General features: G+C 56.6%; 24 protein-coding genes. 11 read left to right on the plus strand and 13 right to left on the minus strand.

The genetic code is table 11. The features are described from left to right. The first annotated feature begins 7 nt into the window (after positions 1 to 7). The 4 genes from gsiA to gsiD are packed head-to-tail and all read left to right on the plus strand — an operon-like array spanning position 8 to position 5,320. Positions 8 to 1,879, plus strand: coding sequence for a glutathione ABC transporter ATP-binding protein GsiA (gene gsiA, locus QLG09_RS07525; RefSeq protein WP_014169283.1), 1,872 nt, complete (start codon positions 8 to 10; stop codon positions 1,877 to 1,879). Positions 1,880 to 1,902: 23 nt separating this feature from the next. Next, positions 1,903 to 3,441: a glutathione ABC transporter substrate-binding protein GsiB gene (gene gsiB / locus QLG09_RS07530; RefSeq protein WP_014169284.1), complete on the plus strand. Its 1,539-nt coding sequence runs from the start codon at positions 1,903 to 1,905 to the stop codon at positions 3,439 to 3,441. Positions 3,442 to 3,486: 45 nt separating this feature from the next. After that, complete coding sequence (gene gsiC / locus QLG09_RS07535) at positions 3,487 to 4,407, plus strand: glutathione ABC transporter permease GsiC (RefSeq protein ID WP_020884889.1); 921 nt, start codon at positions 3,487 to 3,489, stop codon at positions 4,405 to 4,407. Between the two features lies 1 nt (position 4,408). Further along, entirely contained in the window at positions 4,409 to 5,320 is a 912-nt protein-coding gene (gsiD, locus tag QLG09_RS07540) for a glutathione ABC transporter permease GsiD (RefSeq protein ID WP_020884888.1), read from the plus strand. A gap of 50 nt (positions 5,321 to 5,370) precedes the next feature. On the opposite strand, the gene rimO is transcribed toward gsiD, so the two are convergent. Continuing rightward, the gene (rimO, locus tag QLG09_RS07545; protein ID WP_014169287.1) at positions 5,371 to 6,696 is read right to left on the minus strand and encodes a 30S ribosomal protein S12 methylthiotransferase RimO; all 1,326 of its coding nucleotides are present in this window, start codon (positions 6,694 to 6,696) and stop codon (positions 5,371 to 5,373) included. Positions 6,697 to 6,912: 216 nt separating this feature from the next. Here rimO and bssR point away from each other — a divergent pair, with 216 nt between their 5' ends. Both bssR and QLG09_RS07555 read left to right on the plus strand, forming a co-directional pair. Continuing rightward, positions 6,913 to 7,296: a biofilm formation regulator BssR gene (gene bssR / locus QLG09_RS07550; protein WP_020884887.1), complete on the plus strand. Its 384-nt coding sequence runs from the start codon at positions 6,913 to 6,915 to the stop codon at positions 7,294 to 7,296. 106 nt (positions 7,297 to 7,402) lie between these two features. Next, on the plus strand, positions 7,403 to 8,521 hold the full coding sequence (locus tag QLG09_RS07555) for a PQQ-dependent sugar dehydrogenase (protein ID WP_182268384.1): 1,119 nt from the start codon (positions 7,403 to 7,405) through the stop codon (positions 8,519 to 8,521). Here QLG09_RS07555 and QLG09_RS07560 read toward each other — a convergent pair whose 3' ends face one another. Further along, positions 8,522 to 9,148, minus strand: a complete 627-nt coding sequence (locus QLG09_RS07560) for a glutathione S-transferase family protein (protein WP_138613604.1) — start codon at positions 9,146 to 9,148, stop codon at positions 8,522 to 8,524. Positions 9,149 to 9,404: 256 nt separating this feature from the next. Between QLG09_RS07560 and dacC the strand changes: the two genes are divergently transcribed. After that, positions 9,405 to 10,610 (plus strand): serine-type D-Ala-D-Ala carboxypeptidase, encoded by a 1,206-nt coding sequence (gene dacC / locus QLG09_RS07565; protein ID WP_020884884.1) that lies wholly within the window; start codon positions 9,405 to 9,407, stop codon positions 10,608 to 10,610. 52 nt (positions 10,611 to 10,662) lie between these two features. On the opposite strand, the gene deoR is transcribed toward dacC, so the two are convergent. The 3 genes from deoR to QLG09_RS07580 form a co-directional block, all read right to left on the minus strand. Then, positions 10,663 to 11,421 carry a DNA-binding transcriptional repressor DeoR gene (deoR, locus tag QLG09_RS07570; protein WP_014169292.1) on the minus strand — a complete coding sequence of 253 codons (759 nt, stop codon included), beginning with the start codon at positions 11,419 to 11,421 and terminating at the stop codon, positions 10,663 to 10,665. 67 nt (positions 11,422 to 11,488) lie between these two features. Then, positions 11,489 to 12,097, minus strand: coding sequence for an undecaprenyl-diphosphate phosphatase (gene ybjG / locus QLG09_RS07575; RefSeq protein WP_282488799.1), 609 nt, complete (start codon positions 12,095 to 12,097; stop codon positions 11,489 to 11,491). Positions 12,098 to 12,104: 7 nt separating this feature from the next. After that, positions 12,105 to 12,833, minus strand: a complete 729-nt coding sequence (locus QLG09_RS07580) for a phosphatase PAP2 family protein (RefSeq protein ID WP_068794438.1) — start codon at positions 12,831 to 12,833, stop codon at positions 12,105 to 12,107. 168 nt (positions 12,834 to 13,001) lie between these two features. Here QLG09_RS07580 and QLG09_RS07585 point away from each other — a divergent pair, with 168 nt between their 5' ends. Further along, on the plus strand, positions 13,002 to 14,234 hold the full coding sequence (locus QLG09_RS07585) for an MFS transporter (RefSeq protein WP_014169295.1): 1,233 nt from the start codon (positions 13,002 to 13,004) through the stop codon (positions 14,232 to 14,234). 40 nt (positions 14,235 to 14,274) lie between these two features. On the opposite strand, the gene QLG09_RS07590 is transcribed toward QLG09_RS07585, so the two are convergent. Both QLG09_RS07590 and QLG09_RS07595 read right to left on the minus strand, forming a co-directional pair. Beyond that, positions 14,275 to 15,087 (minus strand): Cof-type HAD-IIB family hydrolase, encoded by an 813-nt coding sequence (locus QLG09_RS07590; RefSeq protein ID WP_020884881.1) that lies wholly within the window; start codon positions 15,085 to 15,087, stop codon positions 14,275 to 14,277. Beyond that, positions 15,077 to 16,291: an MFS transporter gene (locus tag QLG09_RS07595; RefSeq protein WP_025204602.1), complete on the minus strand. Its 1,215-nt coding sequence runs from the start codon at positions 16,289 to 16,291 to the stop codon at positions 15,077 to 15,079. The genes QLG09_RS07590 and QLG09_RS07595 overlap by 11 nt, the downstream gene beginning before the upstream one ends. A gap of 82 nt (positions 16,292 to 16,373) precedes the next feature. Between QLG09_RS07595 and QLG09_RS07600 the strand changes: the two genes are divergently transcribed. Continuing rightward, on the plus strand, positions 16,374 to 16,925 hold the full coding sequence (locus QLG09_RS07600; protein WP_020884879.1) for a TetR family transcriptional regulator: 552 nt from the start codon (positions 16,374 to 16,376) through the stop codon (positions 16,923 to 16,925). On the opposite strand, the gene QLG09_RS07605 is transcribed toward QLG09_RS07600, so the two are convergent. From QLG09_RS07605 to QLG09_RS07625, 5 genes are all read right to left on the minus strand, one after another. Further along, on the minus strand, positions 16,922 to 17,698 hold the full coding sequence (locus QLG09_RS07605; RefSeq protein ID WP_176586762.1) for an SDR family oxidoreductase: 777 nt from the start codon (positions 17,696 to 17,698) through the stop codon (positions 16,922 to 16,924). The genes QLG09_RS07600 and QLG09_RS07605 overlap by 4 nt on opposite strands. A 117-nt stretch (positions 17,699 to 17,815) precedes the next feature. After that, positions 17,816 to 18,247, minus strand: a complete 432-nt coding sequence (gene arsC / locus QLG09_RS07610) for a glutaredoxin-dependent arsenate reductase (RefSeq protein ID WP_176586761.1) — start codon at positions 18,245 to 18,247, stop codon at positions 17,816 to 17,818. Positions 18,248 to 18,259: 12 nt separating this feature from the next. Next, positions 18,260 to 19,549, minus strand: coding sequence for an arsenic transporter (locus QLG09_RS07615; protein ID WP_176586760.1), 1,290 nt, complete (start codon positions 19,547 to 19,549; stop codon positions 18,260 to 18,262). A gap of 36 nt (positions 19,550 to 19,585) precedes the next feature. Continuing rightward, positions 19,586 to 19,906 (minus strand): metalloregulator ArsR/SmtB family transcription factor, encoded by a 321-nt coding sequence (locus QLG09_RS07620; RefSeq protein ID WP_014169302.1) that lies wholly within the window; start codon positions 19,904 to 19,906, stop codon positions 19,586 to 19,588. A 250-nt stretch (positions 19,907 to 20,156) separates the two neighbouring features. Beyond that, positions 20,157 to 21,842: an aspartate:alanine antiporter gene (locus QLG09_RS07625; protein ID WP_014169303.1), complete on the minus strand. Its 1,686-nt coding sequence runs from the start codon at positions 21,840 to 21,842 to the stop codon at positions 20,157 to 20,159. Between the two features lie 273 nt (positions 21,843 to 22,115). Here QLG09_RS07625 and QLG09_RS07630 point away from each other — a divergent pair, with 273 nt between their 5' ends. Beyond that, positions 22,116 to 22,490, plus strand: coding sequence for an inner membrane protein YbjM (locus QLG09_RS07630; protein ID WP_032677760.1), 375 nt, complete (start codon positions 22,116 to 22,118; stop codon positions 22,488 to 22,490). Between the two features lie 30 nt (positions 22,491 to 22,520). On the opposite strand, the gene QLG09_RS07635 is transcribed toward QLG09_RS07630, so the two are convergent. Beyond that, positions 22,521 to 22,790 (minus strand): GrxA family glutaredoxin, encoded by a 270-nt coding sequence (locus QLG09_RS07635; protein ID WP_014169305.1) that lies wholly within the window; start codon positions 22,788 to 22,790, stop codon positions 22,521 to 22,523. Positions 22,791 to 22,972: 182 nt separating this feature from the next. Here QLG09_RS07635 and nfsA point away from each other — a divergent pair, with 182 nt between their 5' ends. Continuing rightward, positions 22,973 to 23,695, plus strand: coding sequence for a nitroreductase NfsA (gene nfsA, locus QLG09_RS07640; RefSeq protein ID WP_025204598.1), 723 nt, complete (start codon positions 22,973 to 22,975; stop codon positions 23,693 to 23,695). The last annotated feature ends 12 nt before the right edge of the window (positions 23,696 to 23,707 follow it).

Consider the following 23,707-nt stretch of genomic DNA (forward strand, 5'->3'; position numbering starts at 1 on the left):
GCAAAGCGTGCCGCACAGTGAAGAGCTGGACAACCGTGAAGTGCTGGCTGTCCATCAACTGAATATTGCGTTTCAGGAAGAGCGGCAGTTCATCCCCGCAGTACAGAATTTATCGTTCTCGCTCAACCGCGGCGAAACGCTGGCGATTGTGGGCGAGTCCGGTTCAGGGAAATCGGTCACCGCACTGGCGCTGATGCGTCTGCTGGAACAGACCGGCGGACAGGTCAGCTGCGAAAAAATGCTGCTGCGCCGGCGTAACCACCAGGTCATTGATTTAAATGAGCTGAGCGCCTCGCAGATGCAGAGCGTGCGCGGGGCCGATATTGCGATGATCTTCCAGGAGCCGATGACCTCGCTGAACCCGGTCTTTCCGGTCGGGGAACAGATTGCCGAGTCCATCCGCCTGCATCAGGGGTTGAGTGGTGATGAGGCGCTTCGTGAAGCGAAACGCATGCTTGACCTGGTACGCATACCGGAAGCGCAGGCTATTCTGGGGCGCTACCCGCATCAGCTTTCTGGCGGTATGCGTCAGCGCGTCATGATTGCGATGGCGCTCTCCTGCCGTCCTGCGGTGCTGATTGCCGACGAACCCACGACGGCACTGGATGTGACTATTCAGGCGCAAATTCTGCAGCTTATCAAAGTGCTGCAGCAGGAGATGGAGATGGGGGTGATTTTCATCACCCACGATATGGGCGTGGTCGCCGATATTGCCGATCGCGTGCTGGTCATGCACAAGGGCAACGCCGTGGAAACCGGCACGGTTGAGCAGATTTTCCATGCGCCGGTTCATCCTTACACCAAAGCGCTGCTGGCGGCGGTTCCGCGGTTGGGGGCGATGAACGGCAGCGATTTACCGCGCCGGTTCCCGTTAATTTCTCTCGAAGCGGCAGGCCAGCAGGAAGATGAAATCGAGCAGGATACCGTGGTACCCGGCAAGCCGATTCTGGAAGTGCGCGATCTGGTGACCCGTTTTCCCCTGCGCAGCGGAATGTTTAACCGCGTGAAGCGCGAGGTGCATGCAGTTGAAAACGTCAGTTTTGATTTGTGGCCAGGCGAAACGCTGGCGCTGGTGGGAGAGTCGGGCTGCGGGAAATCTACCACCGGGCGGGCGCTGCTCAGGCTGGTGGAGTCCCAGGAGGGCAGCATAACCTTTAACGGGGAACGCATTGATACCCTTCCGGACAGCAAACTGCAGGCGGTAAGACGAGATATCCAGTTTATTTTTCAGGATCCGTATGCCTCCCTCGACCCGCGCCACACGGTGGGGTATTCACTTATGGAGCCGCTGCGGGTGCATAACCTGCTCGACGGTGAAGCCGCGCAGCGTCGGGTGGCCTGGCTGCTTGAGCGCGTGGGGCTGAAGCCAGAACATGCCTGGCGTTATCCGCACGAGTTTTCGGGCGGTCAGCGGCAGCGTATTTGCATTGCCCGCGCGCTGGCACTTAACCCGAAAGTGGTGATTGCAGATGAATCCGTCTCGGCGCTGGATGTCTCTATCCGGGCGCAAATCATTAATTTACTGCTCGACCTGCAGCGGGATATGGGGATTGCCTTCCTCTTTATCTCACACGACATGGCGGTGGTTGAGCGTATCAGCCACCGTGTCGCGGTGATGTTTATGGGACAAATTGTGGAGATAGGACCGCGCAGGGCGGTATTTGAAAATCCACAGCACCCTTACACACGCAAGCTTATCGCCGCAGTGCCGGTTGCCGACCCTGAGCATCGCCACGGCCAGCGTGTGCTGCTGCAGGACGAAATGCCGAGCAATATTCGTAAACGGGGCGAGGCGGTGGAGCGCGTGGCGCTGCGCGAGGTTGGCCCGGGGCATTTTGTGGCCCCCCCGCGTCAGGACAATGCATTCTCGCGGTTATAACTTAAAACAGGCAGGAGAACACAATGGTTAAATTTGTAGCGCGCAGATGGTTACTCGCCGCGAGCGTGACGGCAGCCCTGGCCGCCGCGCCGGCGTTCGCTGCCAAAGATGTGGTGGTCGCCGTCGGTTCCAATTTCACCACGCTGGATCCGTATGATGCCAACGACACGCTCTCCCAGGCGGTGGCGAAATCGTTCTATCAGGGGCTGTTTGGCCTGGATAGCGAGATGAAACTTAAAAATGTGCTGGCGGAAGGGTATACCGTTTCCAGCGACGGGCTGGTGTATACCCTTAAGCTCAGAACCGGCGTGAAGTTCCAGGACGGTACAGATTTCAACGCGGAGGCGGTGAAGATAAACCTCGATCGCGCCAGCAACCCGGAAAATAGCCTCAAGCGCTACAACCTGTATAAAAACATCGCCAGCACCGAGGTGGTCGACCCGACGACGGTGAAGATCACCCTGAAAGAGCCGTTCTCGGCGTTTATCAATATTCTGGCGCATCCTGCCACGGCGATGATTTCGCCTGCCGCGCTGAAAAAATACGGCAAAGAGATCGGGTTCCATCCGGTGGGGACCGGCCCCTACGAGCTGCTCACCTGGAACCAGACCGACTTTGTGAAGGTTAAGAAGTTTGCGGGTTACTGGCAGCCGGGCCTGCCGAAGCTGGACACCATTACCTGGCGTCCGGTGGTGGACAACAACACCCGCGCGGCGATGCTGCAGACCGGTGAGGCGCAGTTCGCGTTCCCGATCCCCTATGAGCAAGCCGCCATTCTGCAGAAAAACAGCAAGCTGGAGCTGGTCGCCAGCCCGTCCATTATGCAGCGCTATATCAGCATGAACGTGACGCAAAAGCCGTTTGATAACCCAAAAGTGCGTGAGGCCATCAACTACGCCATTAACCGCCAGGCGCTGGTAAAAGTCGCCTTTGCTGGCTATGCCACGCCGGCTACCGGCGTGCTGCCTCCGGCGATCGCCTATTCGCAAAACTATCAACCGTGGCCTTACGATCCGGCCAAAGCGCGTGAGCTGTTAAAAGAGGCGGGCTTCCCGAACGGCTTTAGCACCACGCTCTGGTCGTCGCATAATCACAGTACCGCTCAGAAGGTGCTGCAATTTACCCAGCAGCAGCTGGCGCAGGTAGGTATCAAGGCACAGGTCACCGCGATGGATGCCGGTCAGCGTGCGGCTGAGGTGGAAGGGAAAGGGCAGAAAGAGAGCGGCGTACGGATGTTCTACACCGGCTGGTCGGCCTCTACCGGTGAAGCGGACTGGGCGCTGTCGCCGCTGTTCGCCTCACAGAACTGGCCGCCGACCCTGTTCAACACGGCCTTCTACAGCAACCCGAAGGTGGATAAAGACCTGGCGGATGCCCTGAAAACGACCAAACCGGAAGAGAAAGCACGCCTGTATAAAGAGGCGCAGGATATCATCTGGAAAGAGTCACCGTGGGTACCGCTGGTGGTGGAAAAACTGGTTTCCGCGCATAACAAAGCGCTGACCGGGTTCTACATCATGCCGGATACGGGCTTTAGCTTTGATGAAGCAGATTTAAAATAATACTCATGCCCGCAGGCCACCGCCTGTGGGATGAGAGGGAAAGGCATGCTGAATTATGTTTGTAAACGCCTGTTGGGGCTTATCCCGACGCTGCTGATTGTGGCGGTGCTGGTGTTTTTGTTTGTTCATATGCTGCCGGGCGATCCGGCACGTCTGGTTGCAGGGTCAGATGCGGATGCAACGGTTATCGCGCTGGTGCGAAAACAACTGGGCCTCGACCAGCCTTTGTATATGCAGTTTCTCCACTATATTGGCAACGTTCTGCAGGGTGACTTTGGCACTTCTATGGTGTCACGTCGTCCGGTTTCGGAAGAGATTGCCAGCCGCTTTATGCCCACGTTCTGGTTAACCATTGCCAGCATGAGCTGGGCGGTGCTGTTTGGTCTTGGCGCAGGAATTGTCGCTGCCGTCTGGCGCAACCGCTGGCCGGATAAGCTCGGTATGGCTCTGGCCGTCACGGGCATTTCCTTCCCGGCATTTGCACTGGGGATGCTGCTGATGCAGATATTCTCCGTGGAGCTGGGCTGGCTGCCGACGGTCGGGGCCGACACCTGGAAACACTACATTCTGCCCTCAATGACGCTGGGCGCGGCTGTTGCTGCCGTGATGGCCCGCTTTACCCGCGCCTCGTTCGTTGACGTGCTGAGCGAAGATTATATTCGCACCGCCCGGGCGAAAGGGGTCAGCGAGAAATGGGTCATCCTCAAACACGGCTTTCGTAACGCGATGATCCCGGTGGTGACGATGATGGGGCTCCAGTTTGGTTTCCTGCTGGGCGGCTCGATTGTGGTGGAGAAGGTCTTTAACTGGCCGGGGCTGGGACGTCTTTTGGTGGATTCAGTCGAAATGCGTGATTACCCGGTTATTCAGGCCGAAGTCCTGCTTTTCTCACTGGAATTTATTCTTATCAACTTAGTGGTGGATGTGCTCTACGCCGCCATTAACCCGGCCATCAGGTATAAGTAAAATGCGATTGTTGAACTGGCGTCGTCAGGCCATGTTAAACGCTATGCCGGGGCTAAAGCCGGACCATATCCGCACGCCGTGGTCTGAATTCTGGCGGCGTTTTCGCCGTCAGCCGGTCGCCATGACGGCGGGGCTGTTTGTCCTGCTGCTGATTGTGGTGGCGGTCATTGCGCCGTGGGTAGCACCGTTTGATGCGGAAAACTATTTTGATTACGACCGTCTCAATGATGGACCGTCGATGCTGCACTGGTTCGGCGTGGACTCGCTTGGGCGCGACATCTTCAGCCGCGTGCTGGTGGGGGCGCAGATCTCTCTCGCCGCCGGGGTTTTTGCGGTACTGATTGGCGCGGCAATCGGCACCGTGCTGGGTCTGGTCGCCGGATATTACGAAGGCTGGTGGGACCGCATCATCATGCGTATCTGCGACGTGTTGTTTGCCTTCCCGGGCATTCTGCTGGCGATTGCGGTGGTGGCGATAATGGGCAGCGGTATGGCTAACGTCATTATTGCGGTTGCGGTCTTCTCAATACCGGCGTTTGCGCGTCTGGTACGAGGCAACACGCTGGTGCTCAAACAGCAAACCTTTATTGAGTCTGCGCGCAGCATGGGGGCCAGCGATGCCACTATCCTGTTCAGCCATATTCTGCCGGGAACGGTATCGTCTATCGTGGTCTATTTTACCATGCGTATCGGCGTGTCGATTATCTCGGCGGCCAGCCTGTCGTTTCTGGGGCTGGGTGCGCAACCGCCTACACCGGAGTGGGGCGCGATGCTGAATGAAGCAAGAGCGGACATGGTCATTGCTCCGCACGTGGCCATCTTCCCGAGCCTGGCCATTTTCCTGACCGTGCTGGCGTTTAACCTGCTGGGTGACGGATTACGCGACGCGCTGGATCCGAGGATTAAGGGGTAGGATGGAAACCCTCTCCCGGCGGGAGAGGGTGAAGGGAAGGGTAAACGCCGTTAAACCCGGCTTCCCCACAAATCATACTCGTCGGCGTTCTCAACTTTCACGCGGACAATATCGCCCGGCTTAACGCTGGTTTCGCCGTTCAGGTAGACCGCGCCGTCGATTTCAGGGGCATCCGCCATGCTGCGGCCAATTGCGCCTTCTTCGTCCACTTCATCGATGATGACCAGAATTTCGCGGCCCACTTTTTCCTGCAGACGTTCAGCAGAGATCTGCTGTTGCAGCTGCATGAAGCGGTTCCAGCGCTCTTCTTTCACCTCTTCCGGAACCTGATCCGCCAGTTCGTTGGCGGTCGCGCCTTCGACCGGGCTGTATTTGAAGCAGCCTACGCGGTCCAGACGTGCTTCTTTCAGGAAGTCGAGCAGCATCTGGAAATCTTCTTCGGTTTCGCCCGGGAAGCCCACGATGAAGGTGGAACGCAGGGTCAGGTCCGGGCAGATTTCACGCCACTGTTTGATGCGTGCCAGCTGGCGATCGACGGAGCCAGGACGCTTCATCAGCTTCAGAATACGCGGGCTGGCGTGCTGCAGCGGGATATCCAGATACGGAAGAATTTTCCCTTCTGCCATCAGCGGGATGACATCGTCAACGTGCGGATACGGGTAGACGTAATGCAGACGTGTCCAGATACCCAGTTTGGCAAGCTGTTCGCACAGGCCAACCATGCTGGTTTTCACCGGCTCACCGTTGTGGAAACCAGAGCGATGCTTCACGTCGACGCCATAGGCCGAGGTATCCTGAGAAATGACCAGCAGCTCTTTAACGCCTGCGTCTGCCAGACGTTTGGCTTCTGCCAGCACTTCACCAATCGGACGGCTGACCAAATCGCCACGCATGGACGGGATAATGCAGAAGGTGCAGCGATGGTTGCAGCCTTCGGAAATTTTCAGGTACGCATAGTGACGCGGGGTCAGCTTCACGCCCTGTTCTGGCACCAGGCTCAGGAACGGATTGTGCTTAGGTTTAGGGACATAGTGATGAACATGCTCCAGTACCTGCTCGTAGCTGTGCGGGCCGGTGATCTCCAGCACTTTCGGGTGCACTTCGCGGATCTGGTCCACTTTCGCGCCCAGACAGCCGGTCACAATCACTTTGCCGTTTTCCGTCAGGGCTTCACCGATGGCTTCCAGTGACTCCTGAACCGCGCTGTCGATAAACCCGCAGGTGTTAACGATCACCATGTCGGCGTTGTCGTAGCTTGGCACCACGTCATAGCCCTCGGTGCGCAGTTCGGTCAGGATGCGTTCAGAATCCACCAGGTTTTTTGGGCAGCCCAGGGAGACGAAGCCGATTTTAGGCTGGTGCGTAACATTGCTCATAGGTTAAAAATTCATCAATTATGGAGTTATCAGGGCGGGATTTTACAGCGTTCCGCGGTGGATTTATACACTCTTTGCGAGGCGGATGACCGGCAAGAAGGTTGTAACATTGTAAATAATGTTAATCAGTTAAGAATTATTGATCTCAGGCATTAAACTGTACAAAAAATAACCTTATTCTGAATGTGCACAATGGCTGACAGAGGAGGAAAGAGCATGTCCGTTGACAGACTGAAACGCGATCTGCTTAACAAGCTGATCAATGCCCGAATCGACCTTGCCGCGTACCTGCAGTTGAGGAAGGCAAAAGGGTATATGTCAGTCAGCGAAAGCGAACATCTGCGTGATAATCTCTTTGAACTTTGCAACTTCATGCGTGAAAAAGCACCCGTCCTGAAAGCGGAATACGCCGAAAGCGAACTCGTTGCGCTGCGCCGCGCCGCCGAGGTGCTCTCCATTGCAGGGGTATGTTTGATGAACGGACGCCACGACTGCCCGAATTTTATCGCTGTTAACGCGGAGAAGCTTGAAAACTGCCTGACCACGCTCTCTCTATGCATCATGTGTCTGAACAAGCACGAGACGCTTGAACAACACTGACACCGGGGGAGGCAACTCCCCCTTCTGATTAAGCTTTTGTAAAAGTGATAACGTGCCCGGACCCAGTGGCTAACCTTTATGCCATAAACCGATAAAGGAGCGCGTTATGCATCGATCTTCGCTGATTTTCCTGCCTGCGTTTTTTTTCCCGATTTCTCTCCTCGCCGCCCCTGACGCGGTAAAAGTCGACGTTGTGCAAAACCGGCTCGATCATCCCTGGTCGATGGCGTTCCTGCCGGACAATAAAGGGCTGCTGGTGACCCTTAAGGGAGGCCAGTTAAAGCACTGGCAGGCCGGAAAAGGGCTTTCCGATCCGATCGTCGGCGTACCCAAGGTCTGGGCAAACGGCCAGGGCGGGTTGCTGGATGTGGCACTCGCCCCGGATTTTGAAAAATCGCGCCGCGTCTGGCTGAGCTATGCCGAGGCGGGGAATGACGGCAAAGCGGGAACGGCGGTTGGCTATGGCCGCTTAAGCGATGATCTCTCCCGAATTGAAGGTTTCCAGGTGGTCTTCCGTCAGATGCCGAAACTGTCCACCGGTAACCATTTCGGTGGTCGACTGGTCTTCGACGGTAAAGGCCATCTGTTTATTGGTCTGGGCGAGAACAACCAGCGTCCGACGGCGCAGGATCTGGATAAACTGCAGGGCAAAGTTGTGCGCCTGACGGAGGACGGCAAAGTGCCTGCCGATAATCCGTTTGTGAACACTCCCGGCGCACGGCCCGAAATCTGGTCTTACGGCATTCGTAATCCGCAGGGGATGGCGATGAACCCCTGGAGCGACACGCTATGGCTTAACGAGCACGGCCCGCGCGGCGGGGATGAAATCAATATCCCGGAGAAAGGCAAAAACTACGGCTGGCCGCTGGCGACGCACGGTATCAACTACAGCGGCCTGAAGATCCCGGAAGCCCAGGGCGAGCACGTCGAGGGAACGGAAAAGCCGCTGTTTGTCTGGAAAGTGTCCCCCGCCGTGAGCGGGATGGCGTTTTACAACAGTGACGTATTCCCGCAGTGGAAAAACACGCTGTTCGTCGGGGCGCTGAAGGAGAAAGACGTTATCGTGCTGAGCGTGGAGGGCAACACGGTCACCGAGAAGGGGCGAATTTTAGGTGACAGAGACCAGCGCATTCGCGATGTGCGGGTGGGGCCGGATGGGTATCTGTATGTCCTGACCGATGAGACGGACGGGCAACTGTTGAAAGTCAGCCCGTCCGGATCGTAATCAGGTCACCGGGATCATCACCACGTGACGGTATGCCGGGCGCTCGCTCAGTTGCTTCAGCCAGCGCTCAAGGTGCGGGCGCGGCGTCCAGGTAACGTCAATGTTGGTCAGGTTCCAGATGAAGGGCGCAACGGCAATATCGCCTACGCCGAAGCGTTCGCCTGAGAACCACGGATGCTTCGCCAGTTCGTCGTCCATCATCGCAAACAGGTTTTCACAGGTGTCCTGGGCTACATGAATGGCAGGATAGTCGCGGTCAGCTTCGGGAGTTCTGACAAGCCCCATCAGGATCACGCGGTGTGCGGGGGAGAGCGTCTGGTTTGCCCAGTCCATCCACTTTTCACCCTGAGCGCGTTGGGCAGGACTGTCCACCCACAGACGGCTCTGACCATACTGTGCCGCGAGGTAACGCACGATGGTGTTGGACTCCCACAGCGTCACGTCGGTTTCTTCGTCGCGCAGCAAGGGCACCAGACCGTTTGGGTTCATGGCCAGATAGTCGGCATCTTTATTTACCCCAAACTGTAACCCTGCCATCACCTGCTTAAACGGTAAATCCAGCTCCTCCAGCGTCCAGAGGACTTTCTTAACGTTGGTTGAATTGTTCCTGCCCCACAGCGTAATCATAGAAACTCCCGAAATAGTCAAACAACCTGAAATGTGAATCAACGCCAGCGATTTGCCATGGTGAGATAAACCTAACAATTACGCAACAGAAGACAAAAAAATCGCCTGAATCAAAGCGTATCTGAATGTTATTGCATAAACTTTAATAACTTTACCTTGGTTAGGTTTCTTTAACCGTTTTAGTGCGCTATTACTCATCGCTTCTTGCGACACGGTGATGTGACGTAATTTTTGAATGGACACTCGGGTGGCATTTATGACGCGAAAAATGACTTCTCTGCGCAGCCTGGCGGCAGGCTCTGCGCTCCTTTTCCTGTTTGTACCAACTCTCTACGCAGCGGAACAGGCTGCGCCCGAAGCGCCGCCTGTGGATGCGCGCGCCTGGATCCTGATGGATTATTCCAGTGGTAAAGTGCTGGCGGAAGGCAATGCGGATGAGAAACTTGACCCGGCAAGCCTGACGAAAATCATGACCAGCTATGTGGTGGGTCAGGCGCTGAAAGCGGGCAAAATCAAGCTTGACGATATGGTCACTATCGGGAAGGACGCCTGGGCGACCGGCAACCCGGCGCTGCGTGGGTCATCGGTGATGTTCCTCAAACCCGGCGATCAGGTGTCAGTGTCTGATTTGAATAAAGGGGTCATTATCCAGTCCGGTAACGATGCCTGTATTGCGCTGGCCGATTACGTTGCGGGCAGCCAGGACTCCTTTATTGGCCTGATGAACGGCTACGCGCAAAAACTGGGCCTGACCAATACCACCTTTAAAACCGTGCACGGCCTTGATGCGCCGGGTCAGTTCAGTACCGCGCGCGACATGGCGCTGTTAGGCAAAGCGTTGATCCACGACGTGCCGGATGAATATGCCATCCACAAAGAAAAAGAGTTTACCTTCAACAAAATCCGCCAGCCGAACCGTAACCGTCTGCTGTGGAGCAGCAACGTCAACGTCGACGGTATGAAGACCGGCACCACGGCCGGCGCGGGTTATAACCTGGTCGCTTCCGCAACTCAGGGCGATATGCGCCTGATCTCGGTCGTGCTGGGCACCAAAACCGACCGCATTCGTTTTAATGAATCAGAAAAATTGCTGACCTGGGGTTTCCGCTTCTATGAAACCGTCACGCCAATTAAACCGGATGCCACGTTCATCAGCCAGCGCGTCTGGTTTGGTGACAAGAGTGAAGTGAACCTGGGGGCGGGTGAAGGCGGGTCGGTGACCATTCCCCGTGGTCAGCTGAAAAACCTGAAAGCCAGCTACACCCTGACCGACAGCCAGCTCACCGCGCCGCTGAAAAAAGGCCAGGTGGTAGGGACGATTGATTTCCAGCTTAATGGCAAATCGATTGAACAGCGTCCGCTGATTGTGATGGAAGCGGTAGAAGAGGGCGGTTTCTTTAGCCGGATGTGGGACTTCGTCATGATGAAATTCCACGGATGGTTTGGCAGCTGGTTCAGTTAAGCCTCCATTGTCGGGTGGCATCGCGCCACCCGGTATGACCTCTGCACCTGACTCAGTACATCAACTTCACCTGCTGCGCTTTCGCGTAGGCCACGGTCTCTTCATCCGGACGGCAATCGCTGACGATGGCGTCAAAACGCGATAACTCACCCATTCTTGCCGGACGAACCTTGCCAAACTTGCTGTGATCGACCACCAGCACATGGTACTGCGCGGCGCTTAATGCCCAGTGCTTGACCGGCAACTCTTCAAGGTTAAAGCAGGTTGCTCCCTGACGGACAGTGACCCCCGCTGCGGAATAAAACGCGATATCCGGACATACGTTGCTGAGCGTATCCTGCAGATTCAGCGGCTTAAAGATGGCATTGCTGGCGTGAAACTCACCGCCACAGAGGATCACCCGGCATTCGGGTTTCTCCTGCAGTGCCAGAAAGGTATTCAGCGAGTAACACACCGCCGTAAACGGGATGCTGCTGTCGATCGCTTCGATTATCCACGGCGTGGTGGTGCCGCAGTCAAAAAACAGCGTCTGATGCGGCTGCACCAGCGAGGCCGCAAGCCGGGCGGCTTTGCGTTTCTCTTCCACCAGGCGCGTCTTTTGGTCGCTGATCAGATAATGGCTGGCGCTACGCGGCTCAAGCACAATGTACCCGCCCAGCAGCACGACAGGCGCGCTCTCGCTGTTCAGATCCCGGCGAATGGTCATCTCAGAGACCCCGAGGAGACTGGCGGCTTCCTTAAGATGAAGCTTATCACTGCGCTTCAGCGCCTGTATCAGTTGAGCAATGCGGTCATCGCGACGTGTTTCCATAGTTCCTCGGGATAAAAAAGTGAACCCCCGCAGGGCGGGGGTTCAAGTGTAACCTGTCAGACTGGGGTTAGTCACGTATCCAGCCTTTGCGGATCGGGATAGCAAAAAGGGTGCGATACAGATAAGACAGGCCGCGGTAGAGCGCTTCACCGAAGAGATTCCACAGGATCGCTGCGCTGACGCAGCCGATGAGACCGACCAGCAACCCCCCCACCATATCCATCGGCCAGTGGACGCCGAGATAAACGCGAGACCAGGCGATAGCCCCTGCCACCACCATCAGCACCACACCCGACCACAGACGATGCCAGAACAGGAAGGCCAGCGCGAAGGTAAAGATAACCGTCCCGTGATCGCTTGGGAACGAGTCATCCGGGGCATGGTGCAGGAAGGTATACCCCGCGTGGTCGACGAAGGGGCGGTCGTGCGGGAACGCCAGGCCCAGAATGTAGCTGACCAGCACGCTGATCCCGAGGGCCATCGCCATCTTAATTACCAGCTGACGCTGCGCCTTCACCTGGCTTCTCGGCCCCCACAGCCAGAGGATCGCCGCCAGCACCGGCACGATACTGATCAGATCTTTTGCCAGGAAGGTGGCGAAATCAATCATCCACTCTGGCGAGGCCGGAGTGGCGTTGATGAGATAAAACAGCTGGTAATTCAAATTCTCTAACATAGCGTTGTCACTCTTTAGCAAACCAGGTGGAGACCAGACCGTAGACCACCAACTGGGAAAACCAGACCCACCACCCAGCCCACAGGTTGTGAGAGAAAAAATGCGCCCCGCGCATGACCTGGCCGTAACCCATCGCCAGACCTAAAGCGACGCCCAGCACAACGAAGCACCAGGCAAGACGCGGACGCTCGCGCCAGAAGGCAAAGAACAGTCCCATCACCATAAAGCCGCTGGAGGCATGACCGCCGGGGAAACAGCGCCCCGGACCGCTGTCAGCGGGAGCGGCACTGAACAGCGGATAAGAAACGGCCTTACCGCCATACTCCACCAGATCCCACGGGCAGCTGTGATGGCTTATGCTTTTCAGTACGCCAACCACCAGCGCGCCAAGCCCCATCAGCAGCGCGGCCGTGACCAGTCTCGCATTGCGCCTGAACGCGCCATAAATGAGCGCAACAGCACCTGCGGCGATGGCGATGTACTTCGCCAGTCGATGGTTCAGCAGGTCCAGCAGGTGGTCTTGCTGCAGTGGAAAACGGTGAGCAGCCGCGTCATACCATAAACCGGTGATCCATCTGTCGAGCGTTTCATCGCGGGATAGCCAGGTAAACAGCACGGCAAGGGCTATCAGTATTAAAAGCTGATAACCATAAAAGCGGGGTGGTAGACGGTAAAGTCGTTTTGTCTTATTTGTCTGTAAGTTAGACAATTCTGAACGGCTGGAAGTGGGTGCCATAATCCGGAGTCGTTGACGAGAAATGGGGCTATCATAAATCTGTCAACTTAAGGAAACCTTAAACAAAGACGATATGTGCTTTATTTCTGTTTCTTCTGGATAAATCACTATCTCGGGCCAGGGCATTTCATTACACTCGTCGCGATTTTGTCACGATAAAGAGATTGCATGTTAAACCGTTCTTCTTCTGGTTCACGTCTGGGTCGTCAGGCGTTGCTTTTCCCCTTATGTCTGGTGCTCTACGAATTCTCTACTTACATCGGCAACGATATGATCCAGCCCGGCATGCTGGCCGTTGTCGAACAGTACAACGCAGGGATCGAATGGGTACCGACTTCCATGACCGCCTATCTGGCTGGCGGCATGTTTTTGCAGTGGCTGTTAGGGCCGCTGTCGGATCGTATTGGCCGTCGTCCGGTGATGCTGACGGGCGTGGTGTGGTTTATCGTGACCTGCCTCGCCACGCTGCTGGCGCAAAATATTGAGCAATTTACCCTGCTGCGCTTCCTGCAGGGGGTGAGCCTCTGCTTTATCGGTGCCGTCGGGTATGCCGCCATCCAGGAGTCGTTTGAGGAAGCGGTGTGTATCAAGATTACCGCGCTGATGGCGAACGTGGCGCTGATCGCGCCCCTGCTGGGGCCGCTGGTGGGTGCTGCCTGGGTACACGTTGCACCGTGGGAAGGGATGTTCGTGCTGTTTGCCGTGCTGGCCGCCGTCGCTTTCTTTGGCCTGCACCGCGCGATGCCGGAAACCGCTACCCGTCTGGGTGAGAAACTGTCGCTAAAAGAGCTGGGCCGGGATTACAAAGAAGTGCTGAAGAACGGCCGCTTTGTGGCGGGCGCGCTGGCGACGGGGTTTGTTAGCCTGCCTCTGCTGGCGTGGATTGCCCAGTCGCCGGTCATTATCATCAGCGGCGAGCAGCTCAGCAGCTATGAGTATGGCCTGCTGCAGGTGCCAATTTTTGGCGCGCTGATTATCGGTAACCTGGTGCTGGCGCGTCTCACATCCCGCCGTACGGTGCGTGCCTTGATCATTATGGGCGGCTGGCCCATTGCTGCCGGGCTGGTTCTGGCGGCGGTCGCGACAGTGGTGTCGTCCCATGCGTATCTGTGGATGACCGCAGGATTAAGCGTTTACGCGTTCGGTATCGGTGTGGCGAATGCCGGGCTGGTGCGCCTGACCCTGTTCGCCAGCGAGATGAGCAAAGGCACGGTGTCAGCGGCGATGGGCATGTTGCAAATGCTGATTTTCACCGTTGGAATCGAGGTGAGCAAACACGCCTACGCATTTGGCGGCAACGGTCTGTTCAGCCTGTTTAATCTGGCTAACGGCGTGCTGTGGGTTGGGCTTATCGTGGTGTTCCTGAAGGATAAACGCGTCGGGAATGCTTTACAGCCGTAAGCTGTTTTCCCTCTCCCGGCGGGAGAGGGCCATGGTGGCGTCAATGAAACGGCGCTTCGCCGTTCAACACCTTATCAATTACATCCAGCACGCCTTCGTCGTTATTGTGCGGGGCTTCAAAGCGCGCCACCGCCTTAATATGCGGCCTGGCGTTTGCCATCGCAAAGCTGAACCCTGACTGGCGCAACATTTCTACGTCGTTCCCGCTATCGCCAAAAGCCACCACTTCGCTGTCATCAATGCCCCAGCGCTTTTGCAGTATTCGCAGACCGTTGGCTTTATGCACCCCGGGGATGATGAGGTCGATACTGCCGTGGCCGGTCGTGACGGGCACCATAATGTCGTTCAGCTTTTCGTGCAGCATCGCCTGAATACGCGGGATGTCGTCGTCAGAGACGTTAAGCCCGAATTTGAAGAAAATATCGTTCAGGTTGCCGAAATCACTCACCATTTCGAGACGGTGGTAGTACTTTGCCGCGATATCCTTAAAGCCGTCGTCATAGTGCTTCAGCGTATAGGCGCTGCTTTTTCCGCAGGCGATAATCTCAATGCCCGGCACATCGTTTAACACGGCGGCAACGGTGTCGAAGTGCGTCTTCGATAGTTCACCGTTAAAGACATCTTCCCCGGCGCTGACCACCCAGCCGCCATTTTCCGCGACAAACGCAATTTCATGGGCAATCTCCGGGAAAAAGGAAATCAGCTGGTAGTACTGGTTGCCGCTGGCAACCGCAAAGCGAATGCCTTGCGCTTTCATTCGTGCATATTGCGCCAGAAAACGCGGGCGGTTATAGGTCTTGGCATCGCTCAGAAACGTGCCATCCATGTCGACGGCGATCAGTTTAACGCTCATATCCCTTCTCCAGTGTCGTTTGTTCCGTTTCCGGCTTCGCGACCGCGCGCGCTACCAGCGCTGCGATGATCACTAACCCTAACACCACCAGCATGGCGCTGCGCAGCCCGTAGTGCTCACCGAGGAAGCCGAGCAGCGGTGGCCCCACCAGGAAGGCGAGGTAGCCCGTGGTGGCCACCACGCTGACGCGGGTCGGTGCATCCGGACCAGTGTCGCTGGCGGCTGAAATGGTGAGCGGGAAGCCAAGCGATGCCCCCAGACCCCAGAGGATCACCGACACGCCGGCAATCCAGTCCACGTCCACAAAGATGATCATCGCAATCCCCAGCCCGCCCAGCAGGGCGCTGGCACGCACCACCGCCACGCGGCTGTAGCGGTCAATAAACCAGCCGCCGGTAAAGCGCCCGACGGTCATCCCGAGGGTGAAACCGGCGTAGATCAGGGAGCCGGAGGTTGGACTAAAACCGTGGCCGTCAACCATCAGCAGCGGCAGCCAGTCGTTAGCGGACCCTTCCGCAAAGGCCATCGCCAGCACCACCACGCCGATCAGCATCAGCTGAATGTCGCGGTAAAACGGCAGCCCTTTTTCCGCGGTGGCGTGTTCGTCAGAGGTGTTCTTGCCGGTGCCGTCAGGGATCGCCCGGATACCAGTCAGAATGGGGATAATACATACCAGTGCGGCCAGCAGAATATGCAGGTTCGCGGCGACGCCCGAGGCCGTCAGCGCCATCCCCACACCCGCACCGGCCAGCGTGCCAAGGCTGTAAAAGCCATGCATCATCGGCAGTACGGTTTTATTCATCTCCCGTTCAACCGTTGCCCCTTCAACGTTAATGGCCACTTCAGCGGCACCGAAGCTGCCGCCAAACACCGTCAGCCCAAGGGCAAACAGCACCGGCGAGGCAAACCACAGCGCCACGCTCAGCACCAGCATCCCGAACACGGCACAGCACATGGTGGTGCGGATGACCGCCCGTGTACCGAAGCGTTTGACAAGCCACGCGGAGCACAGAATACCGCTCATGGAGCCTATCGAAAGGCCAAACAGCACGATGCCCATCTCGGCCGTTGAGACGGATAAAATATCGCGAATGGCCGGGGTACGCGTGGCCCATGAGGCCATCAGCAGACCGGGAATAAAGAAGAACATAAACAGCGCCCACATGCGCAGCTGCAGAGTTCTACGGGGGGAGGTCAGAGTCATTGAAGTCAGCACCGGAAGTACAACAATAGCGACAACACTAGCAAGTTTGTGTACATTTGTACACAAACCACGTGGGGAATTTATGAGCAGAGCACCGAACGATCCTCAACGCCGGGAGAAGATCCTGCAGGCGACCCTGGACACCATTGCAGAGCACGGTATTCATGCCGTGACGCACCGGAAAATTGCCACCTGCGCGGGCGTGCCGCTGGGGTCGATGACCTACTATTTTGACGGTATGGAGTCGCTGCTGGAAGAGGCCTTTACGTGGTTTACCCGGCAGATGTCGCAGCAGTATCGGGATTTCTTCGCCGGCGTGACCGGGCCAGAAATGGCGTGCGAATCCATCACCACGCTGATCCACAGTTCGCAGGTCACGACGCCGCAGAATATGGCGCTGATGTACCAGCTCTATGCCTTTATGCACCGCAGTGCGGCGCTCAAAACGGTAATGCAGGACTGGATGAAGATGAGCCAGACCACGCTTGAGCAGTGGTTCGACCCGGTGACCACCCGCGCGCTGGATGCCTTTATCGAAGGGATGACGCTGCACTTTGTGACCGACAGAGCCCCGCTCACCCGGGAGGAGATCCGGGCGATGGTCGGCAGGATAGCGGGCGAGAGCGGACGTTAGATTGTGGTCGCGCCGGCCGTCATGTTTACCGTTGTTCCCGTGATGGCACCGGCTGCATCTGACGCCAGAAACGCGATGGTGTCTGCCACCTGCTCCAGCGTCGGCAGGCGATTCAGCATCGTGCTCTGTGCCGCGCCCTCCAGAAACTGCTCCACGCTGATACCCATCGCCTGCGCCTTGATGGCGAACAGGTCACCCACACAGGAACCGGCCTGAACCGCGTCGGCTATCGCATGCGAACGCACGCACAGGACGCGAATATTCTTTGCCCCCAGCTCCGCCGCGAGCGCACGGGTTAACGCTTCCGTTCCCGCGCAGCCAACGATATGCCCGAGATGTCCCGGCATCGCCATATTTGCAGCCGGCGCAACGACGGTGATAAGCGTTCCGGCACGCTCACCGCCCATACGGGGTGCGACAGCTTTGGCGATGTTGAAATAGGCGGCCAGAAAAGGGTCGAACCCCTGTCTGAATTCACTGAGCGTTAATGCGTCGAGGCGTTTACCCTGGTCGTGCATAAAGCCCGTGGCATTCACGACGATATCAATGCCGGTAATGTCCGGGAGCGTCGCGTCGGCATCGAGAGCATCGAAAACAAACAGCCGGGCTGACCCGCCAGCGGCGTGAATGCGGTTAGCGACGTGCTCCAGCCTGGCCTGATCGCGTGCCGCGAGGTAGACCGTAGCCCCTTCACGGGCGAGCGCATACGCGGCGGCGCTGCCAATAGCGCCGCTGCCACCAAAGATAACGGCGGTTTTATTTTTGAGACTCATACCTGCATCCCCCCACCAGACCGGTCCATCAAATTATGGGTCGGGTGACGGCGGATGCAACTCCGCCACGGGGCAGGGTATGTGGCTGACAAGACTTACGGCATCACTATCAGCAGATTAGCTGCCGGAGATTTTTTTTCCGCTGGCGTCCACCACCGCTTCGCCATCTTCTTTCGTAAACGCCCCTTTCTGTGCATCAGGCAGGATATCGAGTACGACTTCGGAAGGGCGGCACAGGCGAGTGCCCAGCGGCGTCACTACGATCGGACGGTTAATCAGGATCGGATGCTGCAGCATAGCATCGATAAGCTGGTCGTCGGTAAACCGGTCCCCGGCGAGGCCCAGCTGTTCATAAGGTTCGACATTTTTGCGCAGCAAATCCCGCACGGAAATCCCCATCTCAGCAATCAGTCTGGTCAGTTCATCACGTGACGGTGGGTTCTCAAGGTACAGAATAATTTCGGGTTCAGTGCCGCTGTTGCGGATCATCTCCAGCGTGTTGCGTGAGGTGCCGCAGGCTGGATTGTGGTAAATGGTGATATGGCTCATATCCGTTACTCATTACAGTGTGAAGGAGAGACGTAACGCCAGCGCGGCGAGCGTCACAAACAGAACTGGCAACGTCATGATGATGCCTGTCCGGAAATAATAGCCCCAGGTGATCGTCATGTTTTTCTGCGCCAGGACATGGAGCCAGAGCAGGGTGGCCAGGCTGCCGATAGGCGTGATCTTCGGACCCAGGTCGCAGCCAATCACGTTGGCATAAATCATCGCGTCCTTAATCACACCCGATGCCGTGCTGCCATCGACAGACAGTGCCCCAATCAGGACGGTCGGCATATTGTTCATTATGGATGACAGGAACGCCGTGATGAACCCGGTACCGAGCGTGGTGGCCCACAGGCCATGTCCGGCGAGGAGATTGAGTACCCCTGACAGATACTCCGTCAGCCCGGCATTGCGCAGGCCATACACCACCAGGTACATCCCCAGCGAGAAGATAACGATCTGCCACGGTGCGCCACGAAGCACTTTTCCCGTATTAATGGCATGCCCGCGCTTTGCAACGGCAAACAAAATCAACGCGCCTGCTGTCGCGATAGCACTGACCGGAATGCCGAGCGGTTCAAGTACAAAGAACCCGACAAGGAGCAGTAACAGAACAATCCAGCCCGTTCTGAAGGTTGGAAGATCGTTAATCGCGCGGGAAGGCTCGCGGAGTTTTGACAGGTCGTATCCCGGCGGAATGTCCTTTCGAAAGAACAGGTGCAGCATCACCAGCGTGGCCGCAATCGCGGCCAGATCCACGGGGATCATCACCGAGGCGTATTCGCTGAACCCCAGCGAGAAGAAGTCTGCCGATACGATATTGACCAGGTTCGAAACGATCAGCGGCAGGCTGGCAGTGTCGGCGATAAATCCAGCCGCCATGACAAACGCCAGCGTGGCCTGCTTGCTGAACCCGAGGGCGAGCAGCATGGCGATAACGATGGGCGTGAGGATAAGCGCCGCGCCGTCGTTGGCAAAAAGCGCCGCAACGGCCGCGCCCAGCAGAACGATATACGTAAACAGCAACCGGCCCTTGCCATTACCCCAGCGGGCCACGTGCAGCGCCGCCCACTCGAAAAATCCGGACTCATCAAGCAGCAGGCTGATGATGATGACGGCGATAAACGTGGCCGTCGCGTTCCAGACAATATTCCACACCACCGGTATATCGTTAATGTGGATCACGCCGCTGACCAGCGCCAGTACAGCGCCCATCGTGGCGCTCCAGCCGATACTTAACCCTCTGGGCTGCCAGATGACCAGCACCAGTGTAAACAGAAAAATTGCCCCAGCCAGAAACATCGTGAACTCCGTTATATCTGTTTTTATGAATGTGTTTTAACACGCGCCCGGAAGACGGTTTTTCAGCTTTGCGCGGGTCTCTTCCCGCAAGCAATTCCAGCTGTTGTCAATCACGGTGGCAGCCCATGCCGGCATAGTGGGGGACAAACGGTAATAAACCCATTTCCCTTCCCGGCGATCGCTCACCAGCCCGGATTCACGCAGCAGTGCCATATGGCGCGATACCTTGGGCTGTGATTCAGCCGTGGCGGAACAGAGATCGCAGACGCACAGTTCCCCGGCTTCGCGCAGAAGCATGACGATGGACAGGCGGGTCTCGTCGGAGAGGGCTTTGAAAAGTTGGACCGGATGTAGCATCGGCTTTCCTGCGGTTGGTTATATATATGGTTAAGCATATATGTTTGGGTGGAAAGAGGGAAGGCGGAATGTTGAAGAGGGGAATTTCAGGCAACAAAAAACCCATCAACCTTGAACCAAAACGGCGGGGTTGATGGGCTCCACAAATTGGGGACATCAAAGAAAAGCAGTGGCAATAGTTATGACTGCCCCCTGATAAAAAAGTTCTGCGCGTAACGAAAATTTTTTCGTCGTGCGCAGAACTTAAGAGTTATCCGAGTCCAGGCCAGATGATGATGATCAGCGTACCCGCCAGCGTAAGCAGTACGTTAGCGATAGCGTAGGTGCCCGCATAGCCCAGCGCAGGAATATTGCTGCGTGCGGTATCACTGATAATTTCCATTGCCGGGGCGCAGGTACGGGCCCCCATCATTGCCCCGAAGAGCAGGGCGCGGTTCATGCGCAGCACGTAGGCACCGAACAGGAAGCAAATCACTACCGGTACCAGGCTGACGATAAGTCCGGAAACCAACATCTGCCAGCCAACAGCACCCAGGCTGTGGCCAATGCCGCTACCGGCGCTTAAGCCGACACCCGCCATAAAGACCATCAGACCAAACTCTTTCACCATATTGAGCGCCCCCTGCGGAATGTAGCCGAAGGTCGGGTGGTTCGCTCGCAGGAAGCCCAGCATGATGCCGGCGAACAGCAGCCCGGCAGCGTTACCGATGCCAAAGCTAAAGTTACTGAACTGGAAGGTGATCATCCCGATCATCAGGCCAACGATAAAGAAGGCGCAGAAGGCCAGCAGGTCGGTGACCTGGCTGTGAATAGAGATAAAGCCGATGCGGTCCGCAACGGTTTTCACGCGTCGCGCATCGCCGCTGACCTGCAGAACGTCGCCTTTATTCAGCACGACGTTGTCGTCAATTGGCATCTCAATCTGGCTGCGGATCACGCGGTTGAGGAAGCAACCATGATCGGTCAGCTTCAGCTGCGCCAGACGACGGCCGACGGCGTTATGGTTTTTCACCACAATCTCTTCGGTGACGATACGCATATCGAGCAGATCGCGGTCAAACACCTCTTTACCGTTGCGGAAGCTCGGGTCGAGGCGGGCGTGGGCATCCGGGTAACCGACCAGGGCAATGTCATCGCCCATCTGCAGCACGGCGTCGCCGTCCGGGTTTGCCAGAATGCCGTTACGGCGAATACGTTCGATATAGCAGCCTGTCTGGCGGTAAATCCCCAGCTCGCGGAGGTTTTTCCCGTCCGCCCATGCAACCAGCTCGGGCCCAACGCGGTAGGCGCGAATCACGGGCAGATAGACTTTACGCTTGCTGTCGGTGTCCAGACCGCGTTCGCGGGCAATTTGCTGAGCGCTGGTCTGCAAATCCTGGTGCTGCAGTTTTGGCAGGTAGCGGGCGCCCACAATCAGGCTCACCAGACCAATCAGATAGGTCAGGGCATAGCCCAGGCTCAGGTGGTCGAGCGCGGTAGAGAGTTGCGCACCGGCCATGCCGGAATGGCGCAGGGTATCGCCTGCACCCACCAGCACTGGCGTGGAGGTCATCGAGCCGGCGAGCATACCGGCCGTTAGCCCGATATCCCAGCCAAACAGTTTACCCAGCCCTAAGGCGATCAGCAGCGCGCTGCCGACCATGACCAGCGCCAGCATCAGATAATTTTTGCCGTCGCGGAAGAAAATAGAAAAAAAGTTGGGCCCGGCTTCCACACCAACACAAAAAATAAACAGCATAAAACCTAAGTTGAGCGCGTCCGTGTTAATGCTGAAATGCTGCTGGCCTAATAATAGTGAGACGACTAAAACGCCAATGGAATTACCAAGTTGAACCGAACCAAGGCGCAATTTACCCAGGCAAAGGCCCAGCGCCAGTACCACAAATAATAACAGGATGTAATTCCCATTTAACAAGTCTGCGACGTTTATATTCACGGAGGCTAACTTCTTGTTTACCAGTAAGTTGTTGAATGAAAGGACTTTTTGGGCTACTGTTTTCTGGGTCAGGGAAAGGCTTTAACGCTCCCTGTTTCCAGCTTTATTCCCTAAAACATTAGCTGGCGGTTAGTTTAATCGTATTAGCTACTGACAGCCACCTATTATCGCTTCACCCTGTGTGTACTTTGGCAAGGATTGCCGCATTGCTTTATCTGACTGGGCGTCTACCCGACGAAAGTGTATTTGATAGAGATAAGTCAGGAGGATAGTTTGAACATTAAACGAAACTGGGCGGGGGTGATCAGCTGCTTTTTGCTGTTCATTGTCGTTTGCATGTCCCTCGCTTTTAATGTGAAGGGGGCGTTCAGGGCGTCGGGTCATCCGGAGCTGGGGTTGCTCTTTTTCACCCTGCCAGGGGCTGCTGCCAGTTTTCTCTCCCGCCGGGGGGAAGTGGTGAAACCGTTACTGGGCGCAATACTTGCAGCGCCGCTGTGTCTGCTGCTGATGCGGTCACTGTATATTTCAACGCGAAGTTTCTGGCAGGAGCTGGCGTGGTTGCTGAGTGGCGTCTTCTGGTGCGCACTGGGAGCGCTATGCTTTTTGTTTGTCCACAGCATGTTGGCCCGGCGCAGACACCACAAATAAAAACGCCCTCAGGGTGAGGGCGTCTTAGCATTACTGAGCGGCAAACAGGCCCAGATGCTCTTTAGCGTATGCTTCAAAGTCTGTGCAACCGCCGATGTGTTTCTGATCGAGGAAAATCTGCGGTACGGTTTCAACCGGTTTACCCACGGTTTTTTCCAGATCGGCTTTGCTGATCCCTTCCGCGTGGATATCGACATAACGGAAGTTAAAATCATCACGCTCTTCGGTCAGTTTCTCAGCCAGCTCTTTCGCGCGCACACAGTAAGGGCACCCTGGACGACCAAAAATTACTGCAAACATTTCTCTCTCCTCGAAAACAAGCCTGACGGCGAATGGGTCTATAGTGCCCGATAACCTGCCGTCATTAAAGAAGGTTTCGCCTGTCGTTATAATACCTCTCAGCTATGTTTCGCCAATTACATCGCGCGCATCATTGCCTATACTGGCTGCGATATGATTCACGCAAGACAAAGAGAGACAAGATGACGCCAACCATAGACCTGCTACGTTCCCATCGTTCAATTCGCCACTTCACCGACGAGCCGATAACGCCGGCGCAGCGTGAAGCCATTATTGACAGTGCAAGGGCGACATCCAGCTCCAGCTTCCTGCAGTGCAGCTCCATTATTCGTATTACCGACCCGGCAATGCGTGAACAACTGGTGACCCTCACCGGTGGACAAAAGCATGTGGCACAGGCAGCCGAGTTCTGGGTGTTCTGCGCCGATTTTAACCGTCACCTGCAGATCTGCCCGCAAGCCGAGCTTGGCCTTGCCGAACAGCTGCTGCTGGGCGTCGTGGACACGGCGCTGATGGCGCAAAACGCCTTCACGGCGGCGGAATCGCTGGGGCTGGGCGGCGTGTACATTGGCGGGCTGCGTAACAATATCGAAAGCGTTACCGAACTGCTGAAGCTGCCAAAACATGTTCTGCCCCTGTTTGGCCTGTGCCTTGGCTGGCCTGCGGATAACCCGGACCTCAAGCCGCGCCTGCCTGCGGCGATGCTGGTGCATGAAAACCACTACCAGCCTGTCGATCAGGATGTGCTGGCGCAATACGATGAAGAGCTGGCGCACTACTACATGACGCGCGACAGCAATAACCGTCGCGATACCTGGAGTGACCACATTCGTCGCACCATCATTAAAGAGAATCGCCCGTTTATTCTCGACTATCTGCACAAACAGGGCTGGGCGACACGATAGCCCATTCATCCT

Origin of the sequence: Enterobacter sp. V89_11 (assembly GCF_029967775.1) — a bacterium.
Lineage (GTDB): Bacteria > Pseudomonadota > Gammaproteobacteria > Enterobacterales > Enterobacteriaceae > Enterobacter > Enterobacter ludwigii.

Bases quoted from the DNA above. Each gene is read 5' to 3' on its own strand.
- gsiB (WP_014169284.1), top strand. From the start codon at position 1,903: ATGGTTAAATTTGTAGCGCGCAGATGGTTACTCGCCGCGAGCGTGACG.
- gsiC (WP_020884889.1), top strand. From the start codon at position 3,487: ATGCTGAATTATGTTTGTAAACGCCTGTTGGGGCTTATCCCGACGCTG.
- gsiD (WP_020884888.1), top strand. From the start codon at position 4,409: ATGCGATTGTTGAACTGGCGTCGTCAGGCCATGTTAAACGCTATGCCG.
- rimO (WP_014169287.1), bottom strand. From the start codon at position 6,696: ATGAGCAATGTTACGCACCAGCCTAAAATCGGCTTCGTCTCCCTGGGC.
- bssR (WP_020884887.1), top strand. From the start codon at position 6,913: ATGTCCGTTGACAGACTGAAACGCGATCTGCTTAACAAGCTGATCAAT.
- QLG09_RS07555 (WP_182268384.1), top strand. From the start codon at position 7,403: ATGCATCGATCTTCGCTGATTTTCCTGCCTGCGTTTTTTTTCCCGATT.
- QLG09_RS07560 (WP_138613604.1), bottom strand. From the start codon at position 9,148: ATGATTACGCTGTGGGGCAGGAACAATTCAACCAACGTTAAGAAAGTC.
- dacC (WP_020884884.1), top strand. From the start codon at position 9,405: ATGACGCGAAAAATGACTTCTCTGCGCAGCCTGGCGGCAGGCTCTGCG.
- deoR (WP_014169292.1), bottom strand. From the start codon at position 11,421: ATGGAAACACGTCGCGATGACCGCATTGCTCAACTGATACAGGCGCTG.
- ybjG (WP_282488799.1), bottom strand. From the start codon at position 12,097: ATGTTAGAGAATTTGAATTACCAGCTGTTTTATCTCATCAACGCCACT.
- QLG09_RS07580 (WP_068794438.1), bottom strand. From the start codon at position 12,833: ATGGCACCCACTTCCAGCCGTTCAGAATTGTCTAACTTACAGACAAAT.
- QLG09_RS07585 (WP_014169295.1), top strand. From the start codon at position 13,002: ATGTTAAACCGTTCTTCTTCTGGTTCACGTCTGGGTCGTCAGGCGTTG.
- QLG09_RS07590 (WP_020884881.1), bottom strand. From the start codon at position 15,087: ATGAGCGTTAAACTGATCGCCGTCGACATGGATGGCACGTTTCTGAGC.
- QLG09_RS07595 (WP_025204602.1), bottom strand. From the start codon at position 16,291: ATGACTCTGACCTCCCCCCGTAGAACTCTGCAGCTGCGCATGTGGGCG.
- QLG09_RS07600 (WP_020884879.1), top strand. From the start codon at position 16,374: ATGAGCAGAGCACCGAACGATCCTCAACGCCGGGAGAAGATCCTGCAG.
- QLG09_RS07605 (WP_176586762.1), bottom strand. From the start codon at position 17,698: ATGAGTCTCAAAAATAAAACCGCCGTTATCTTTGGTGGCAGCGGCGCT.
- arsC (WP_176586761.1), bottom strand. From the start codon at position 18,247: ATGAGCCATATCACCATTTACCACAATCCAGCCTGCGGCACCTCACGC.
- QLG09_RS07615 (WP_176586760.1), bottom strand. From the start codon at position 19,549: ATGTTTCTGGCTGGGGCAATTTTTCTGTTTACACTGGTGCTGGTCATC.
- QLG09_RS07620 (WP_014169302.1), bottom strand. From the start codon at position 19,906: ATGCTACATCCGGTCCAACTTTTCAAAGCCCTCTCCGACGAGACCCGC.
- QLG09_RS07635 (WP_014169305.1), bottom strand. From the start codon at position 22,790: ATGTTTGCAGTAATTTTTGGTCGTCCAGGGTGCCCTTACTGTGTGCGC.
- nfsA (WP_025204598.1), top strand. From the start codon at position 22,973: ATGACGCCAACCATAGACCTGCTACGTTCCCATCGTTCAATTCGCCAC.